Origin of the sequence: Cohnella sp., from assembly GCF_041640265.1 — a bacterium.
Classification (GTDB): Bacteria; Bacillota; Bacilli; order Paenibacillales; family Paenibacillaceae; genus Cohnella.
Window position 1 is genome coordinate 1 of record NZ_JBEQAP010000065.1, and the last position, 19,364, is coordinate 19,364.

Here is a 19,364-nt window from a genome sequence, read left to right on the forward strand (position 1 = left end):
TTAACTGCACCAACCCCTTGTCACTTATGGTTACTATCCCTATACCCCATTCAAAGCTTATCCAAGTTATCTGAAATCCTGCGAATAAGCGAGCATACGTGAGATAAACTCATCATACTGAGGGAGACCCAATCTTTTCGAACCCTTTTATGACAGTATCCCTTTTGCTCAGAAACTGAAGAACTAATCGAACATTTCGGTCCTGAGTCGAAGGGATTTCGTCATTAAGGACCGGATTATGCGTGATCGTGCAAACCCGCTTTTGTCGTCCCATATATACTTTCTTACATGTGCAAAAAAACCTCTGAATAACGCCCCATAAGGCGTTATTCAGAGGTCTTAAAAGCTGCCTTTCGCTTACTTCACAAAACCAAGCAGCATCTCGCGAATGATCTTAGAAGCGACGATTGGTGTCATTTCCGTAGGATCATAGATTGGAGCAACCTCGACCAGGTCGAAGCCGACGACGTTGACGCCGGAACGGGCAATCGCATGAACCGCTTCAAGCAGCTCCTTCGAAGTAATGCCTCCCGCTTCGGTCGTTCCTGTCCCCGGCGCGGCCGACGGATCAAGGACATCGATATCGATCGTTACATAAACGGGGCGGCCTTCAAGGGAAGGGAGCTCCCGCTTCAGCGGCTCCGCCACCTCGAAAGGATGGAAGTGGACGCCTGATTCCTGGGCATACGTCCAATCTTCCTTGGAGCCCGAACGGATTCCGAACTGATAAATATTAGACGGACCCATCAGCACCGCCGCCTTCCGAAGCGGCGTGGAGTGGGAGAGAGGCTCTCCCTCGTACTCCTCGCGAAGATCGGTATGGGCATCGAAATGGATAATAGCGAGATCCGGATATTTCCTGTAAACCTCTTGGATTACCGGCCAGCTCACGAGATGCTCTCCGCCGAGACCTACAGGAATCTTACCATCCGCCAGAATACCGCGGACGAAATCGCCGATAATGTCGAGACTCTTCGCCGCGTTTCCGAATGGAAGCATAAGGTCGCCCGCGTCAAAGTAAGCAAGATCGACAATGCTCCGGTCCAAGTATGGGCTATATTCCTCGAGTCCGACAGAAGCTTCGCGGATACGGCTGGGACCGAACCTAGAGCCCGGGCGGAATGATACCGTATAATCCATCGGCATTCCATAGATTACTGCTTTGGAGGCTGCATAATCATCGGAGCTGCAGATGAATACGTTGCCGGAATAAGCTTGATTTAGGCGCATAACGAACCTCCTTTTAAGTGTCGGACGGTGCGTAGGCACCGTACGAACGATTGTTGAACCTATTTCGTCAAATCTTCAACGAATTTAGGAAGCACGAACGCTGCTTTGTGCAGGCGCGGCGTGTAATATTTGGTATCAATCTCCGGAATTTCGTTCTCGTTGACGGCAAGCGGATCATACTTCTTGCTGCCCATCGTGAATGTCCACAGTCCGCTTGGGTAAGTCGGAATGTTCGCTATGTACACACGTACTATGCTGAATACCTCTTTAACGTCACGGTTAACGCTTTGGATCAGATCCGCCTTGAACCATGGATTGTCCGTCTGCGCAACGAAAATCCCGTCCTCTTTTAACGCGTCGTAAATCCCTTGATAGAAGCCCTTGGTGAACAGATTCACTGCAGGACCTACAGGCTCGGTAGAATCGACCATGATAACGTCGTACGTGTTCTTGTGATCATGAATATGCATGTATCCGTCATTCACGATAACTTCAACGCGCGGATCATCTAATTGACCTGCAATGGATGGCAGGTACTTCTTCGAGTATTCGATGACTTTGCCGTCGATGTCGACTAGCACCGCTTTCTTCACTTGCGGATGCTTAAGCACTTCACGGATCACGCCGCCATCGCCCCCGCCTACAACAAGGACATGCTCCGGATTCGGGTGTGTGAACAGCGCCGGATGAGCAACCATCTCATGGTAGACGAATTCGTCCTTAACCGTTGTCATTACCATACCGTCTAACACCAGCATATTTCCATACTCTTCCGTCTCGATCATAGCAAGCTCTTGAAAGTCCGTTTGCTCGTGGACAAGAGTTTGTTTAATTTTCATCGTTATTCCGAAGTTCTCGGTTTGCTTCTCCGTATACCACAGTTCCATGGAGGACATAGAATCCCTACTCTCTATCAGGTGTTTTGCTAACGCTCACTACATTGTACCAAACAAAATGTATTATATAAAATCACTGCCAAAAAGCAACCCTATTCGTCTAAAAGCCATACTTTTTATTGAAGGAATAGTCATCGCCACCTTTTTCCATACTAGTAGGGAAAACCATCCCCTTCAGTTTTCTTGGTTATATAGAAAAGAGGCCTCTTTCATGGATGACGCAGCGAACCAAAAAAAACCGGAAGTCCACCCTCTGTCTCGATGGGTGAAATGGCGCCGCAGACTAGGATGGATGACCCTTCTGACGTTACTGGCACTTGCCGGTGCGGGTGTATTTCTCCTGCGATACGGATCCCTCCCTGCTGGCGCAACGATGCAATCGACACAGATCCTCGACTCAGAGGGCCGCGTGATCGCCTCACTCCAGGACGGCGTAAATCGGCAAATCGTCAAGCTTTCCGATATTTCCCCATGGCTAGTCAAAGCCACGCTTGCCGTCGAAGACCGTCGCTTCTACGAGCATGCCGGTGTCGATGTTCGAGGACTTGCTCGAGCAGCTTGGGTGGACATAAGACACCTGTCTAAGCAGCAAGGAGCAAGCACGTTAACCCAGCAGCTCGCACGCAATCTCTACTTATCCCATGAGCGGACTTGGACCCGCAAGCTCAAGGAGGCTTGGTACGCCGCAAGACTTGAGCAAGCATATACGAAGGATGAGATTCTAGAGCTCTACCTGAACCAAATCTATTATGGCCATGGCGCATACGGGGTAGAAGCCGCATCCCGCCTTTACTTCGACAAACCTGCGAAGGAGCTCTCCCTCGCCGAAAGTGCTTTGCTGGCAGGCATCCCCAAGGGACCCCGCTACTATTCTCCTCACTTGCATCCCGTCGATGCGAAGGCAAGACGACATAAGGTGCTGCAGGCTTTACAGGAAACAGGCCAACTCTCGAATAAGCTAGCGGTACAGGTTGCTAGAAAGCCTTTGAATGTACGCGCCTTGCCCGAGGAAGAGGATCGTAAGGCCCCTTATTTCGCAGACTATGTGAAAAAGATCGCTATTGACCAACTCGGTATGGATGAGCGGTTGATGAACGAGGGTGGGATGATCATCCATACGACGCTGGATGGACGAATGCAGCTAATGGCGGAAACCTCCATTAAGAAAGGATTAAAGGGTGGAAACTCCGAGCTGCAAACAGCCTTGATCGCCATCGACCCCCGCAACGGTTATATTAAAGCGATGGTAGGAGGCCGTAATTACCGTCAGAATCAATTCAATCGCGTATTTGCGCATAACCGCCAGCCAGGTTCTTCCTTTAAGCCGATCATGTATGCCTCTGCCTTAGAGCAGCACTCAGTCACGCCGGCAACTAAATATCGCAGCGAACCTACTCTTTTTTATTTCGATAATAACCGTCAGATTTACCGCCCCAGCAACTATAATGATCGCTATTTCAACGGAGAAATCGGCTTGCGACAAGCCATTGCCGCTTCCGATAATATCTATGCCGTCAACACGATTATGCAAGTAGGACCAGAGGCCGTTATCTCGATGGCACGCAAGCTCGGGATTTCCTCTCCTCTCAAGGCGGTTCCTTCGCTGGCTCTCGGCACCTTTCCGGTCAGCCCCTTCGAGATGGCTTCTGCGTTCTCTGTATTCGCGAATGAAGGACGCAAGGCGGATCCGATAGCCATTACGAGTATTCGCGACCATCATGGCAAGGTCTTGTATGAGGCCCACCCCCGGGAGGAGCAAGTGCTTACACCCGCCCTATCTTATGTGACTACACAGCTCTTGGAAAGCGTGTTCGAACGAGGTGGAACTGGACATCGTATAGCCAAGCTCTTGAAGCGGCCCGTCGCCGGAAAAACAGGAACTACCGATTCCGACGCTTGGTTCGTCGGTTACACGCCTGAGCTGACGACAGCCGTATGGGTCGGGTATGACCGCGGACGGGCAATATCCTCAAGCGAAGCACATCGGGCAGCACCAATCTTCGCGGAATTCACGGAGTCGGCGCTAGAAGGTGTACCTCCTCAAGTATTTCCGATGCCCGAGGGAGTCGTAAGTGTTTATATTGATCCCGCAACGAATATGCTTGCCTCACCGGGCTGCCCTAATCCAGTGATGGAGACCTTCCTCGAAGGCACTGAACCAACGGAGATGTGCTCTCTTCATGGCCATACCGAAGAGGATCAAGAACAATCCGGAAAGACCAAGAATCACTCCTTGTGGTCGAAGTTTCGCAACTGGTGGGGTGTATAGAAAAAACTTAATAGGCAGGTAATTTAACAATAAAAGATGAGCCTTGATCAATAACACTGTGAACGGACAAAGTTCCACCATGGTCTTGAACAATTTTGTAGCATATCGATAAACCTATACCCGTTCCGTCTACTTTTGTTGTATAGAATGGGTTAAAGATATTCGCAAATTCACTTTCTGGAATACCGCTTCCAGTATCTTTAATTTCAATGATTACCTCCTTATCAATCCGCTTCGCCAGCATGAATATATGACCAGGTTCCTTCATTGCTTCTATTGCATTTCGTACAAGGTTTAATAAAACCTGAACCATTTTATCACGGTCCACCTCAACTAGTATGGATTCATCGGTACTTTGAAGATGTATAATATGTCCCTGCGAAACCACTTGGGATTCTGTTAAAAACAGTACTCTTTCCATACACTTCGATATGGATTCAGGCTTTATATTATTGATATGCGGCTTGGAGAACTGTAAAAATTCACCTGTCAATTCATTCATCCTAGTTATTTCATTCATCATGACATCAAACCATGGCTGGATATTATAAGCTTGACTCTTGGATAGTTGCATGAATCCTTGCATGGTGGTTAATGGATTTCGAATTTCATGCGCCATCCCCGCAGCTAGTTCACCCACTATTTTCATTTTCTCTGATCGGAACAATTCTTCCTCATTTTTTAACCACAATATCCTTTTATTTTGAAACAATCGGTCTTCAGAAAGGGCGATTAATTCCTGAGAAGATTGGGCTTCTTCCGGAAATTGTGCCAGGCTATAAGTAACCTGATAACCTAGTGGATTCCTCTTCAATAGCTTTACAATTTCGTTAAGAGTGTTTTCTGTCCGAGGAATCACTAGTGCAAACCGATCCCCAGCATATCTAGAGATAGCAACAGCGTTTGAAAAATATGAACGTAATAGCACCGATATATTCATTAAAACTTCATTTCCATTACTTATACTTTCATTGTTAATACTCTTGAAATCTTGAAAGTCCAATAACACCAATATGATGGGATTTTTTTTGCTTATTAAATTATTAATGGAATTGATGTAGCCCTCATAGTTCAAAAGCCGAGTGAGTGGATCGTGGGTTGTTAAAAATCTATTTCTCTTTTGTAACTGCCTTTTTTCTAATTCGCTAGTAAAAAAGTATCGTAAAAAAACCACAATTAAAATAAAACTAATAAAATCGTAAATGGAAACCAACAAATTATATTCATTTATTGGAAGATAAGTCAGACGTATTGTTGTATAAAGGACGGAGTAACCTAATGAAATTGACAATAGATTTGTAAATTTCTTCGTTTTCTCAGTGGCTATTGCAATTAAAATAAAATACAATAACTGACACCAATTCAACTGACTAGACCAATGAAATAAAGAAAGTAATAAGACTTGGAGCAAATTTGAATAAGGTATTTTTTTGTAAAACATAACACTTGCTGAAAATAAACATCCCGTTAAAATTAAGAGTAACTGATCAGGCTCTTTATCCAACACAAATGAAGACACAGCGATAAGCATGCATATTGCGGGTATTAATATTAGCCTTATAAATTGAATAAACATAAAAACACTCCTGGTGTACGGATTAGAAAAGGATAATTAACTTGTATCCATATAATGCCTATTATAAGGTAATAGATTTGAAAAAAATGTCGAAATAAATAGAATAGTATTCAATGTCCTAGAATAGTCATATCCATTATACCTCACTACTCACAAAACGACCGCTCCCCGGGAATTCCCGAAGAGCGGTCGTAGTTATTTGAACAGATTATGAGAGTAAATCCTTCAGCGTTTGCGGGGAGTGATCCCACCACTCGGCATTGTGTTCTTCGAGCAGCTTACGGAGAGCAGCCTTCTCTACCGGGCCGATGTTGTCCAGCATATATTTGCGTTTGAGGGAGGCATCCAGACGGTTTACGTGATCAGGAAGCACCTTCCAGCCTCTTCTAGCTTCCGTATCGATAAGCATCTCACAGGAAGTCGCTCCTGCGTAGTAAGTACCGCCTTCGTTACGGTCAACGGCTACCCATACAATCCAAGCCGGTCGACCGTTAGGTACGTTATCTTTGTCCGGAGAGAACTTAATGCCCTTCTCGATCTTGCTCTTCGCATGCATAGCTCCTACATCGATATAGGCTTCTCCCTCGTCAATAATGATACAAGAAACCTGGCTCAGGTCAATTGTTCCCGCTCCAAAGCCTCTGTGCTCCTTGTTGCTGACGACATTAAGCGAAAGCTTCTTTTTCTCAACTGGTTTATCTTGGTTTTCCATTACGAGCCTCCCAAATTAGCCTATAGATATGAAAAAACCGGGCTTTAGACCCTTAAATTCGGATCTTCCCCGCTTCTTATTCGGTGCTTATTGAATGCGAACGTTTGTTCTACTTAATTTAGGCAATCCTGTACTCAACATCATAACAAAACGGAAAACATAAGTCTATTGTTTTGATCAAAAATACGGCACAATAAATAAAGTTATTATTTCTCGCAAGGAGGAAGCCCCATGGATTCGCAGCACCCCATATACAAAGAAGAGCAGCGCAAGCTTCAGAATACGTTCCGGGAAATTGAAAATCAGCGTGCGGACATCGGTCCCATATACCGGGGCAAAGATTACGTAGAGCAGCTGCTCGAAGAAAAGCGGGAGGAAACCCGTCAGAGGCTGGAGCTTCTTAGTAATGAGCCTTACTTCGGAAGGCTTGATTTCCGCGAAAATAGTAAGGCTGAGCCCATTCCGCTCTACATCGGTAAGAGAGGTATGGACAGTAAAGAAACGGGAGCACCCGCCGTCATTGATTGGAGAGCTCCTGTCGCCAGCTTGTTCTACTCCTTCACCGGCGGGGATGCCCCGGTAACCTACGAAGCGCCCGATGGCACCATTCATGGAGATATTCACCGTAAACGTAATCTAACCATTCGGGAAAAGACCCTCGGACGAGTCGTGGACAGCTATGAGCGCGGAGGAGATAACATTGGTCTAAACGATGAGTTCCTTCTTTTCAAGCTCGGCGACAAGAAGGATAACCGATTACGGGATATCGTGTCTACGATTCAAGCGGAGCAGGATCTCATTATTAGAGCTCCTCGATACAAAGCGCTTATCATCCAAGGCGCTGCTGGATCGGGAAAAACAACCGTCGCACTCCATCGTCTGGCCTTCCTTCTGTATCAATATCAGCAACAAATTCGTGCGGAACGGATGATTATTTTCGCACCGAACACGATGTTCCTCGATTATATTTCCGGCGTACTCCCGGAGCTTGGCGTAGGTAACGTTAAACAGACCACTTTCACCGAGTGGGCTCTGAATATCTTAGATGAAAATGTAAGATTAGCAGCGTCCTCAACCGAGGGTAATCGTTGGTTCTCATTAGAGGGGACTCGCCCGACAATTGATGATGAGACTCCCGGCAGGTTCAAAGGCTCGCTTTCGTTCAAAAGCTGGCTGGAGGAGCAACTAAAGCTCTACGAAGAAAATTTTCTTGTGGATCAGCCTTTCGAAGCGTGGGAAGGCAGAGCTCTACCCAGCTCTACGATACGCGAGTGGTTCGAGGTAGAGTATCGCCATTATCCACTGGCTGCACGCCGGGAGAGACTGGCGGCAAGGATCAACCGCTGGCTGGAAATACAGCTGACGAATATCGGCGATCCCAAGATTCGCAAGGACAAGAGCAAGACGGGCAAGATGAGGCTCCGTACTTACATGAGCAAGCTGCCGAAAGCCGATGCTCTTACTGTCTATCAAAGTCTATATAACAATCACGGCTCGGAAAGAAATTTTATTCCAGAGAAGCTATTAGGCGAAACAAGGGCTTATTTGAAGAAAGGCTTCGTGATGCCCGAAGATTTAGCCTCATTAGTATGGATCCATTTCACCTTCAATGGGGACGAGGGCGTGAAGTTCGATCATGTCGTTGTAGATGAGGCGCAGGACATTCCTCCTTTCCAGATTGCGCTGCTGCGAGCTTACATGAACGAGCCTTCCTTCACGATACTTGGAGACTTGGCGCAAGGGATACATGCATACAGAGGCGTGCAGCGCTGGGAAGAGCTGTCTGCCGTCTTCACCGATGAATATAATTCATACCATGTCCTGAAGCAAAGCTACCGGTCAACGCTAGAGATCATCGAATTCGCTAACCGCATCCTTCCCTTTACCGATACAAGACTGCCGCCTGCGGACCCGGTGTTCCGGAGCGGAGAACCCGTGGAAATTGTTCAGGTAGAGAAGGAAAAAGAACGAGTCGGCTTGATCGCTGCCTTTATTCAGGACAATCAACAACGCGGAATGCGGACTATCGCCATCATCGGACGCACGGACGAGGAATGCCAGCACATCCAAAAGCAGATGCTCCAAGCCGGTTTGGAAGCAAACCTCATATCCGAAGGGCAAAGCCAATATCGCGGAGGCGTAACCGTCGTACCCGTCTATTTGGCCAAAGGACTCGAGTTCGACGCCGTGCTCATCGCTGATGCGAGCAAGCTAAAGTACTCGGGCAACCCTCAGGATGCCAAGCTCCTTTACGTCGGCTGCACGCGTGCGCTTCACCGCTTGACCTTGCTTGTGATCGGTAAGCAATCTCCTCTGATTGGTTGAGTAGAAGCATGCACATCGAGTAGACTATCCAACCTTTCATATTTCCTGCCGCCTCACAGATATAATCTGCGGACAACCCACATATATATCTCGTAGATGCTTGTCAACGGGAGGGTAATCCGTATGCCTGAGCGCCGTTCGCTGCGAATTTTTCTTTTCGTCGCTGCCGCTGCTGTACTTGTATTGTCTTTTCGGTTCGGGTTTGCCGACGCTTGGGTGAATCAGTATGCCCTGCCCGCCTCCGCACTGTCTGAGCTGCCGGTTGCCGCCCCGCCTCCTCAGGCGAAGCCAAAAACCGAACCCGTACTGGATCCGCCGCAGAAGCCGAAAGCTGTCGTACTTAGCAATCGTATAACGGAATACCATATATCCGTTGCGCTTGACGAAAAGAATGGCAGCTTAACCGGACAGCAAACCGTTACCTGGAAAAACCCAGGCCGCAAGTCCGTCTCTGAGTTATATTTCCACCTTTATCCGAATGCCTTTTCGCCCGGCAGCACCTTTATGAAAGAATCCGACGGAGTGCTGCGCGGAGACAAAATGAAGGCAGGCGGCACAGGCAACATGGTTCTGACATCTTTAACAACAGAGGAGGGGGAAACCCTCCTTCCGCGCCTCCATTATGTTCAGCCAGACGATGGCAACAGCAAAGACCGCACACTGGCGACCTTCCGTCTTCCAGAGTCGGTCAAGCCCGGAACGTCCGTTACCGTCAAGATGAATTTCACAGTAAAGCTGCCGGAAGTATTCGCGCGGATGGGTAAGGCAGGTGAATTCGTTATGGCGGGACAATGGTTTCCGAAGATCGCCGTATACGAACCCGCCGGTACGCGCGGCAGAGCAACAGAAGGTTGGAATTTACACCAGTACCATGGCGATTCAGAGTTTTATGCAGATTTCGGTATTTTCAGTGTGAACATTAATGTTCCGCAGTCCTTCAAGGTAGCGGCAACAGGTTTCCAGACCAAATCTCCCGTGATCGCTAACGGGCGCAAAAGCTTTCAATTTTACGCCGATGACGTTCATGACTTTGCATGGTCCGCATCTCCGCATTTCGAATACGTGGAGAACTCCTTCTCCTCTCCCGGCATTCCAGGCGTTCGAATTAAGCTTTACCTTGATCCGCTTCATAAGGACCTGAAGGATCGCTACATGCATGCAGCCAAGTCCGCTCTCGCTAAGCTCGGAGAATGGTATGGGGAATATCCTTATTCCACCTTATCCGTTGTAGTACCGCCGGCTAACGCCAATGGCGCAGGAGGTATGGAGTACCCGACGCTCGTAACGGCAGCCTCCGCCCAAAATGATAATCCCGGCTATGAGCTGGAGCGCACCCTCGTACATGAAATCGCTCATCAATATTGGTATGGTCTTATCGCTTCTAATGAATTCGAAGAGGCTTGGTTGGACGAAGGCTTCACCAGTTATTCAGAAGACAAGCTGATGGCAAGCATCTATGGCGTCGTTCCTAACCTTACGATCGAAGCGAGCTATATGACTAGTCCAGAGCCGCTTAATCAAGCATCCTGGCGTTATGAGTCTTCAGACGGCTATGCGGAAAATGTTTATTTGCGAGGTAAGCTCGTACTTACATCCATCGAACGCCAGGTGGGTGAGAAGACGATGAACAAGATCATGCGTACTTATTTCCAGAAATATCGTTTCAAGCATCCTTCGTCTACTGACTTCCAGAAGGTTGTCGAATCTGTTACCAAGGACAAATGGAACGACTTCTTCCAATCTTATGTACAGCGCGGAGAAATGGCAGATTTCGCGGTCGAATCCATCTCTACTCAGAAAACAAAAGACGGCTACGAAAGCCTAGTGCTTCTGCGGCGTTATGGTGGCAGTCCTCAACCAGTCACGGTTTGGTTCCAGTTCGAGGACGGGCAGAACGCTCGCAAGCAATGGGACGGCGCCCAGAATCATGTACAGCTGCAGGTTAATTCTTCTTCTCCACTGGTTTACGCGGCCATAGATCCGAGCCTGAACGTTGTTCTCGATAACCGCAGATATAATAACTATCTTAAAACAGAGGTTCCCCGGGAAACTCGGACGCGGTGGTCCACTGGAATAACGCAAATCGTTGAGGGTTTGTTCGGAACAATGGTATGGTGAGGTGATATTAGGATGCGCGGATTATTAAAAAAGGGATGGGACATGGCTGTACGGCATAAATACGTATTGGTTCTTCTATTTCTTTATCGTTTGCTGTGGGGATTCTTCCTCTACCGGTTCATTGATTCAGTGATCACGCCCATATTAGCACGTTATCCAGATGAGCATCCAAACTCTGACGCAGCTCATTTGTTCCTCATCGAAGCGCAATTCCGCTTGCTCAAGACCGACCTTGTGAATGAGGTTCTCTGGATGCTGGGCGGATTGCTCCTCTTGAGGATGGTGCTAACCCCTCTGCTAAATGCCGGTGTATATTACTCCTTTCACCATGCCGTCTCCAGTGAAGGTACTCGCGTCTTGTACGGGATGAGACGAGCTTGGAAGCCGGTCACCCTGCTTTACTGGCTGGAGAATGTCCTTATGCTCCTTCCCGCCATATGGCTGCTGCCGTTCTCCAAGAACCTGTTCTTCTCCGAGCCCTCCGTAACAGCATGGGCACAGGGATTGCTGCCCTATGCTTCGGCGTGGATGATATGGGGGTTGGTGCTGCACCTTCTATTCCAATTCATGCAGTTCGGAGCGGTGTCACGGGAAGGAGTCTTAAAGGGACTGGGGTTGGCGCTTCACCGGGTACTTCCGCTGTTATCCATTACTTTAATCATGCTCGGGATCGGCTTGGCAGTATCCGCTGCCGCATGGGCAGTCTCTCTGCTATGGTCAGGCTTTATCGCCGTCATGCTGCATCAAGCATTTCATTTCATACGTTCTCTTCTGACGCTCTGGACGGCCGCTTCACAGTATCAGGTTTGGTCTGAACCAAGGTCATAAGTCTATACAATCAGCAAAAGACCCCTTCGGCATTTCGAAGGGGCCTTCGCTATTGCTTTTATTTTTGGGTTTTTACGGTCTTTTCGCCGATTACCAGTATACCGTCGACATACCCGCGGAAGTGCACTGTAACTTCCGGAGTTGTCCAATTGAAATCGGAACGTTCGAATTTGAATTGTCCGAGCTTTGCCTGATTGTAATAGCCATTGTTGCTATTAAGAGCCTTCACGCCGTTAAGAGTTGCGGTATCTAGGTTGAAACCTTGGGTGCTGTAGCCATTCGGTAAGTCTACACGAACGGTAAACACTCCTTTATTCCCTTTGATGACATTAGGAGTCACCGTTATGGAAGCCTGCAGGTAAACAACAAATTGTTTTGTCAGTGTGGTGCTAAGGCCCACAGCATCAGTAACGATTACCGTAACAGTATAGACACCTGGCTTCTCTAATACAATTCCGCTGTTCTGCACTGCGTCCACAGTCGCTCCGTTTGGAAGGGTAACAGTCATCTTCTCAGTAAGGATCCCCGAAAGCATATCGATCGCCGAGTAACTTAGCAGCAACGTCGTTCCAGCTTTATACTCTTCGTTAAGATTCATCGTTATGACCGGTGCGGTCTTGTCGATTTTCACCTCAACCGCGCTTACATTCTCGATGTTTCCAGCTGAATCGATTGAGTAGAAAGAAACTTTATGAATGCCTTCAGCACTGACATTAAATGAAATGCCTTCCGTATATTCCGAACCATTGATCGAATAGAACGTTTTGGCTGTGCCGCTTAGCGTATCCGTTGCGGTTAACTGGACTGCAACATCTTCTTTCGTCCATGTTAAAGGAACGTTGGAAACAGTTATTGGCGCTGTACGGTCGATTTTTACTTCTATCGTCTGAGCCGTTTCCTTGTTGCCCGCTTGGTCAACAGAATAGAAGCTGACCTTGTTGACGCCCTCATTGTCTACCGTGATCGATTGACCTTCAGCATATTCGGTGCCGTTGACGGAATAGTAAGTTTTAGCTACTCCGCTATGGGCGTCCGTTGCGGTTAAATGCACTACCGCTTCTTTTACCCATGCCGTAGGCGCTTCAGAAACAGTTATCGGCGCTGTACGATCTATTTTCACTTCAACCGAGTGAGCCGTTTCCTTGTTACCCGCTTGGTCGACCGAGTAGAAGCTAATTTTGCTGATCCCCTCATTTTCTACAGTGAATGCGGTACCTTCCACATAGTCGGAGCCGTTTACGGAATAGTACGTTTTTGCTACGCCGCTCTGAGTGTCTACTGCAGTCAACGTTACATCCGCTTTTTCTATGCTCCATGCTTCTGATGCGTTCGAAGACGTTACAGGGGCTGATCGGTCGATTTTCACTTCAACCGAGTGAGCCGGTTCCTTGTTCCCAGCTTGGTCAACCGAGTAAAAGCTGACCTCGCTTGCACCCTCTATGTCTACCGTGATCGAATTACCTTCCACATAGTCGGAGCCGTTGACGGAATAGTACGTTTTTGCTACACCGCTATGGGCGTCCGTTGCGGTTAAATCCAAGACGGCTGTTTGCGTAAACCATGCCGGAATCTCGCTTACCTTCGTGCTCGGTAAAGTTAGATCGATCTTGACGGAAATCGTTTGTACCGCTTCCGTGTTGCCGACTTTATCTACCGAGTAGAAGGAAACTTTGTTTACGCCTTCTTTGTCAACCGTAACGGAGGTTCCTGCCGTAAACTCACCGTCATTCAGGGCATAGAACGTGTTTGCGACTCCCGTTTCGTTATCCGTTGCCGATAAGGTGACGATTTGGCTTTGATTCGTCCAACCGGCGGGGGCTTCCGCTTTCGTCACCGGCGCTTCCGTATCAATGATCAGCTTGGCAAGGACGGTATTCGACGGTTCCGATTCGCCGAACGAGTTGCTGTACGATGTCACATAATATTCATGGTTCTTATAGGATAAATCCGAAACCGTGAAAGACAGGTTGTTCAGGTTCTCCGTCAACAGAACCGGTTGGCCGTCAATCAGTTCAAATATGTTATACCCGTTTGCGTAGGTGACGAAGTTCCATGAAATTCGGGCGCTCGTATCGCTTAACAGCTTCACCGCAGCAACCGGAGGCTGCATAACCGGGAATACAATCGTTTCGGTCACTCGGTTCGAAGATACAGACTCTCCAAAACGAGTGTTATACGCGGTCACTTCATACGAATGCGTATCCTCCGACAGATTGTATACTTTGAAGTTTAAAGCCGTACCCTTATAGATTAATTGCCGGTTGCCTCCCGTTAAATCATAAATGCGATATTCGTTCGCCCAAGTAACCGCAGGCCATGACAGCGTAATATTGTTAGCGTTAAAAACGGCCCCCGTCAAAACAGGCGGCTGAACAACCGGCCAAACCAGCGGGAATTCGAGCGTGCTTCCGATTGGCGATTCACCGAAACGGCTGCTGTAGGAGTAAACCTCATAGCTGTAATCACCGGCGGGCATGTTCACGTACTTGACGGTCGTAGTTGTTAATGTGCTTTTCAACACTTTTTGCCCGTCGACCACTTGGTATACCCTGTAAGCAGTCGCATAAGTTACCGCATTCCATTTCAAAGTGATGTCGTTGCCGTTAGCAATGGTCTTCGTGAAACTACCCGGCGCCTGCATCGTCGGCCAGACCAACGTAAACTTAAGTTCGCTGCCTTCCGGCGATTCACCGAAACGAGTGCTGTAGGAGCGCACTACATAGGTGTAGTCGTCCTCAGGCTGGTTCGCGAACGTGACTGTGAGTCCGGTCTGCGTTTTCTTCAGTACTTCTTGACCGTCGATCACTTGATACAGATTATAACCTGATGCATAGGTTACGGCACTCCACTTAAAGGTGATGTCGTTCCCGTTGGTTATGGTCTTCGTGAAATTACCCGGCGCCTGCATCGTCGGCCAGACCAAAGTAAACTTAAGTTCGCTGCCTTCCGGCGATTCGCCGAAACGAGTGCTGTAAGAGCGTACGACATAGGTGTAATCGTCCTCAGGCTGGTTGGCGAACGTGACTGTTAGTCCGGTCTGCGTTTTCTTCAGTACTTCTTGGCCGTCGATCACTTGATACAGATTATAACCTGATGCATAGGTTACGGCACTCCACTTAAAGGTGATGTCGTTCCCGTTGGTTATGGTCTTCGTGAAACTACCCGGCGCCTGCATGATTGGAATATCAAGCGTAAAGGTCACTTGGCTGCCTTCCGGCGATTCACCGAAACGGTTGCTCACCGCATGAACGATATAGGTGTGTTCACCACCGATTACATTCGTTTGCGTCACGGTCAGGGTTGTAACCGAATTCTTCAGAACCTTCTGACCGTCAACAAGTTCATAGACTTTATAGGAGTTCCCGTAAGTGACGGCTCCCCAAGTCAGTACGACATCATTACCGTTCTGAATTTTATACGTAAAGTTGCCCGGAGCAGCTACCTTGGGATGAACCAGCGTGAATGTTATCTCCGCGCCTTCAGGCGACTCTCCCAAAATTTTCGAAACAGAGTGGACCTCATAATTTAATGTACCCTCCGGCTGGTTCGTATAAGTGACGGTTGTGCCGGTTATCGTGCTTTTCAGAATCTTTTGTCCGTCGACCACTTGATAGATTTTATAGCTCGTTGCGTATGTTACGGTCGACCATTTTAAGGTAACGTCATTACCGTTTGCTATGCTGTAGGTCGGATTGGCCGGCGCTTGCATCGTTTGTCCATCAAGCGTCATCGTCAGCTGAGTTCCTACCGGCGACTCCCCGAAACGGGTCGAAACCGAATGAACTTCATAGGTGTATTCGCCCGGCGACATTCCGGTATACGTGACGGTTAAGCCGGTTACCGTGCTTTTAAGCACCTTTTGCCCATTTACGATCTGGTAAACTTTATAGCTTGTCGCATAAGCGGAAGAGTCCCAAGTCAGGGTAAAATCCGTCGCGTTTTTAACCGTTTGTATCAAATTCGCCGGCGGCTCCATTATCGGGAAAGTCAGCGGGATGGAGACTTGGCTGCCTGCTAACGATTCACCGAAACGGGTGGAGAAGGAATGAACCTCATAGGTGTAATTCCCTTGCGGCTGATTGGCGTAAGTGACGGTTGTGCCGGTCACTGTGCTTTTCAACGTTTTCTGCCCGTCCGTAATTTGATAAACTTTATAGGTATTTGCGTTTGCTGCAGCATCCCAAGTTAGGACGATATCATTTCCGTTTAGGAGCTTGTATTGGAAATTCTCCGGTGCTGCCATGATAACGGCTTCTATTGTTAACGTAACTTGGCTGCCTTCCGGTGATTCGCCGTAGCGAGTGGAGAAGGAATGAACCTCGTAGACATAATCACCCGCCGGCTGGTTGGTATAGGTGATCGTTGTACCGGTTACCGTGCTTTTCAACACTTTTTGGCCGTTTGAAATCTGATAGATTTTATAACTGTTCGCGTTTGCTGCGGTCCCCCAGGTTAAGACAATATCGTTGAGGTTCTGCAGCTTGTAGGTAAAGTTGCCAGGAGGCGCCATGATCACTGCACCCAGCGTAAAGGTGACTTGAGTGCCTTCCGCCGATTCACCGAATCGGTCGCTATAGGAATGCACCTCATAGATGTAATCACCGGCCGGTTGGTTGGTATAGGTGACGGTTGTGCCGGTTACCGTGCTTTTCAGTATGGGTTGCCCGTCGATAATTTGATAGATTTTATAGCTCGTGGCATATGAAACGGTACTCCAAGTCAGGATAACGTCATTGACGTTTTGCAGCTTGTACGTTAGATTTTCCGGTGCAGTCATCGTCACGGATCCGACGGTTACTGTGATTTTGCTGCCTTCCGGCGATTCGCCGAAACGAGCGCTATACGAATATACTTCGTAGACATAATCGCCGGTGGGTTGATTCGTAAACTTAACCGTAGTCCCGGTCACCGTGCTTATTAATACCTTTTGGCCGTCAATGATCTGATAGACATTATAATTCGTGGCATAACTGGCCACGTTCCAATTGAGGGTGACGTCATTTACGTTCGTAAGGGTAAATGTGAAGTTGCCGGGTGCCGTCATTGTCGGATAAACAACGGCAACTTCGATAGGAGCGGATAAAGGCGATTCGCCATAGACAGAATTCGATGCGGTAACCGCGTACTTATATGTCCCCGCAGGCGAATTGACAATTGTATATGCACGTGTCGTCTGCGTTTTGACCAGTGTTGCTTGGCCGTCCGCTTGGATTTGGTACAGATTATAGTTTTGGGCGTTTGGGGAAGCCGTCCAGTTCAAAACGATGTCGTTGCCGTTTTGAATCGTATACGTCAAGGTCGGCGCCGTCATGTCCGGATAAATAATATCCACCGTGATCGGTGCACATGGCCCGGACTCACCGTCCGCGCTTAAGGTCGACACCACATAGGTATACGTTCCTTCAGGAAGACTGTTTATGGTAAAGGAGGTCGTTGTCGACGTACCGCGTGCGATGAGCTGGCCGTCCGTAATCTCATAGACCTTATAACCGGTAGCTCCAAATACAGCGCTCCATGTCAGCTTAACGTCGGTCGGTGTCATGAGCTGATAAGATAAATTGCTAGGTGGCAGCAAGTTGTTATTTGTCTCTGCCGCGAATAGGTTTGCTGTAGGAAATAAGACCTGAATCAAAAGCAAAAGCGAAACCAGGAAAGAAAACTTGTTAGTAGCTTGACGTTTTTTCATGATTGTCCTACCTTTCTTTGTATAAACGGGATATTTTGAAAAAAAAATAAACCTCTGGCAAGGTTCATAGTAAAATGTCTATGATTCCTTGTGGCAACCGGCTGCCTTCCACTGAGCGTGGTTAAGGTCCTTGGCTTTGCGTATCATGATTTCTCATGATTTGCCCTTTTCACTTGGTTTTTTTTGGATGCGACTTTATCTCTATAATAAGGCGTCGAATCTAGTAGTGTGAATAGGTCTTTTGCACTGTAATAGGTGAAATATACTATTATATCAGTATTAATGTCATAGTTTAGTGAAAATTAGCCCATTTCGATCCATCCCGCTGCCGCTATCGGATGCGGTCGTTACTGGAAAAACGCGCATCGTTGAGGGTTTGCTCGAAACAATAGTGCGATGAGGTGATTGGGATTCGCGGATAATAAAAATAGGGATGAGACATGACTGTACGGCATAAGTATGTATTGGTTCTTCTTTTTCAGTATCGCATGCTGTTCCTCCGTAACAGTATGCGATTCAGGGATTGCTGCTCGCCGTCATGCTACATCAGACTTTCCATTTAATACGCTTCTAACGCTGTGGACGGCCGCTTCACAGTATCAGATTTGGTCGAAACCAAGGTCATAAGACTCACTGTCCCATTCGACAATATTATTAACGGGACATACCCCGGTTCAGCCTATGATGGGCTGTGGCCGGGGTTTGCCGTTGTTATTGTCGGGTAAATATTTGGGAAAAAGGGGGTATGATTTCCTAGTTTCTCTATGAAGATTAAGGAATTCTAATCTAGAAAATGCAGGGAATTTGTCGGGATCGCCGAATATCTAAAGCTGTGTACCAAAAAATTGCCGAGTTCCTGCGCACCAGGAAACGGGGGAACCATTTAGTCGGGTGAATTGGCTTTGCTTCACAGGAGCCATAGGGGAACCTTCTACCGAACCCTCCAGCTAACCTCGTAGGCATTGGAAGGAGTCACCGCTTTGCGCAAAGTTTCAGTATTCATATTTTCTCTTGCATTTCTGTTAGCTTTTCAGGTAGGCAGCGCATTCGCAGACTCCAAGCTAGATGAAACGGTTGATAAACTGATCGGTATCGATTACGACTACGGCGGAACATCAACGAGTGGATTCGACTGCTCCGGCTTTACGGGGTACGTCTTCAAGAAGCTCGGTATAGATTTGCCTCGCATATCGAGAGATCAAGCAACCAAAGGCAAGAAAGTAGCTCGCGATAGCTTGCGGGCAGGCGATCTTGTATTCTTCAACACAAGCGGAAGCGGCATTTCGCACGTTGGCATCTATGTCGGCGATAATAAATTCGCGCATTCCTCCAGTTCCAAAGGCGTTAGGATTTCTGGAATGAATGATTCTTATTATGCGAAGCGTTATGTTACTGCTCGTCGTGTAATGGATGCAGAGACTTATCAAGAAGTAGCCACTGTACCGGATGTCGTTGATGAAACGACGGCACCGGAATGATTGATTTAGCTTTATGACGAAGGCCCGCTAATGCGGGTCTTCGTTTTTTTATCATCCATATGACTTACAAATGAGATCCTCCACTGGCATCAATTAATTGTCCGGTTACCCTGCGGCTGTCAGGAGAAGCTAGAAAGGCAGCAACATCAGCAACATCTTTAAGTTCTTATCCATAAAAAAAGCCCTCCCCTGTTTTGACCATTTAACAATGGCGGGAGAGAGCGTAAACTGTAGGATCGACCTGTC

10 protein-coding genes, 1 pseudogene and 2 riboswitches are annotated in these 19,364 nt (G+C 47.8%); of the genes and pseudogenes, 5 read left to right on the top strand and 6 right to left on the bottom strand.

Going from position 1 to position 19,364, the window contains the following annotated elements; all coding sequences use genetic code 11:
* Positions 1-357 precede the first annotated feature (357 nt).
* Together speB and speE are read right to left on the bottom strand one after the other, a co-directional pair.
* On the bottom strand, positions 358-1,230 hold the full coding sequence (gene speB, locus ACESLK_RS27095) for an agmatinase (RefSeq protein ID WP_373232925.1): 873 nt from the start codon (positions 1,228-1,230) through the stop codon (positions 358-360).
* 59 nt (positions 1,231-1,289) lie between these two features.
* Positions 1,290-2,117 carry a polyamine aminopropyltransferase gene (speE, locus tag ACESLK_RS27100; RefSeq protein ID WP_373232949.1) on the bottom strand — a complete coding sequence of 276 codons (828 nt, stop codon included), beginning with the start codon at positions 2,115-2,117 and terminating at the stop codon, positions 1,290-1,292.
* Between the two features lie 220 nt (positions 2,118-2,337).
* On the opposite strand from speE, the gene ACESLK_RS27105 reads away from it, so the two are divergent.
* On the top strand, positions 2,338-4,395 hold the full coding sequence (locus tag ACESLK_RS27105; RefSeq protein WP_373232927.1) for a transglycosylase domain-containing protein: 2,058 nt from the start codon (positions 2,338-2,340) through the stop codon (positions 4,393-4,395).
* A 7-nt stretch (positions 4,396-4,402) separates the two neighbouring features.
* Here the strand turns inward: ACESLK_RS27105 and ACESLK_RS27110 are convergent, their stop codons facing one another.
* Positions 4,403-5,971, bottom strand: a complete 1,569-nt coding sequence (locus tag ACESLK_RS27110; protein WP_373232928.1) for an ATP-binding protein — start codon at positions 5,969-5,971, stop codon at positions 4,403-4,405.
* A gap of 208 nt (positions 5,972-6,179) precedes the next feature.
* On the bottom strand, positions 6,180-6,683 hold the full coding sequence (locus ACESLK_RS27115; protein WP_373232929.1) for a YwhD family protein: 504 nt from the start codon (positions 6,681-6,683) through the stop codon (positions 6,180-6,182).
* A gap of 231 nt (positions 6,684-6,914) precedes the next feature.
* On the opposite strand from ACESLK_RS27115, the gene ACESLK_RS27120 reads away from it, so the two are divergent.
* From ACESLK_RS27120 to ACESLK_RS27130, 3 genes are all read left to right on the top strand, one after another.
* Complete coding sequence (locus ACESLK_RS27120; RefSeq protein WP_373232931.1) at positions 6,915-9,008, top strand: HelD family protein; 2,094 nt, start codon at positions 6,915-6,917, stop codon at positions 9,006-9,008.
* Between the two features lie 123 nt (positions 9,009-9,131).
* A complete protein-coding gene (locus ACESLK_RS27125; RefSeq protein WP_373232932.1) occupies positions 9,132-11,126 on the top strand; it encodes a M1 family metallopeptidase in 1,995 nt (664 codons plus the stop codon).
* Between the two features lie 12 nt (positions 11,127-11,138).
* Complete coding sequence (locus ACESLK_RS27130) at positions 11,139-11,954, top strand: hypothetical protein (RefSeq protein WP_373232933.1); 816 nt, start codon at positions 11,139-11,141, stop codon at positions 11,952-11,954.
* Between the two features lie 58 nt (positions 11,955-12,012).
* Here the strand turns inward: ACESLK_RS27130 and ACESLK_RS27135 are convergent, their stop codons facing one another.
* On the bottom strand, positions 12,013-17,640 hold the full coding sequence (locus ACESLK_RS27135) for an OmpL47-type beta-barrel domain-containing protein (RefSeq protein WP_373232934.1): 5,628 nt from the start codon (positions 17,638-17,640) through the stop codon (positions 12,013-12,015).
* An 89-nt stretch (positions 17,641-17,729) separates the two neighbouring features.
* Positions 17,730-17,815, bottom strand: a riboswitch (cyclic di-GMP riboswitch).
* Positions 17,816-18,476: 661 nt separating this feature from the next.
* A riboswitch (cyclic di-AMP (ydaO/yuaA leader) is annotated at positions 18,477-18,617 on the top strand.
* A 3-nt stretch (positions 18,618-18,620) separates the two neighbouring features.
* On the opposite strand from ACESLK_RS27135, the gene ACESLK_RS27140 reads away from it, so the two are divergent.
* Positions 18,621-19,118: a C40 family peptidase gene (locus ACESLK_RS27140; RefSeq protein ID WP_373232936.1), complete on the top strand. Its 498-nt coding sequence runs from the start codon at positions 18,621-18,623 to the stop codon at positions 19,116-19,118.
* Between the two features lie 64 nt (positions 19,119-19,182).
* On the opposite strand, the pseudogene ACESLK_RS27145 reads toward ACESLK_RS27140, so the two are convergent.
* Positions 19,183-19,284 (bottom strand): annotated as a pseudogene (locus ACESLK_RS27145) (short-chain dehydrogenase); the annotation flags it as partial.
* Positions 19,285-19,364 lie beyond the last annotated feature (80 nt).

Coding starts and splice junctions, on each gene's coding strand:
- speB (WP_373232925.1), bottom strand. CDS start 1,230: ATGCGCCTAAATCAAGCTTATTCCGGCAACGTATTCATCTGCAGCTCC.
- speE (WP_373232949.1), bottom strand. CDS start 2,117: ATGGAACTGTGGTATACGGAGAAGCAAACCGAGAACTTCGGAATAACG.
- ACESLK_RS27105 (WP_373232927.1), top strand. CDS start 2,338: ATGGATGACGCAGCGAACCAAAAAAAACCGGAAGTCCACCCTCTGTCT.
- ACESLK_RS27110 (WP_373232928.1), bottom strand. CDS start 5,971: ATGTTTATTCAATTTATAAGGCTAATATTAATACCCGCAATATGCATG.
- ACESLK_RS27115 (WP_373232929.1), bottom strand. CDS start 6,683: ATGGAAAACCAAGATAAACCAGTTGAGAAAAAGAAGCTTTCGCTTAAT.
- ACESLK_RS27120 (WP_373232931.1), top strand. CDS start 6,915: ATGGATTCGCAGCACCCCATATACAAAGAAGAGCAGCGCAAGCTTCAG.
- ACESLK_RS27125 (WP_373232932.1), top strand. CDS start 9,132: ATGCCTGAGCGCCGTTCGCTGCGAATTTTTCTTTTCGTCGCTGCCGCT.
- ACESLK_RS27130 (WP_373232933.1), top strand. CDS start 11,139: ATGCGCGGATTATTAAAAAAGGGATGGGACATGGCTGTACGGCATAAA.
- ACESLK_RS27135 (WP_373232934.1), bottom strand. CDS start 17,640: ATGAAAAAACGTCAAGCTACTAACAAGTTTTCTTTCCTGGTTTCGCTT.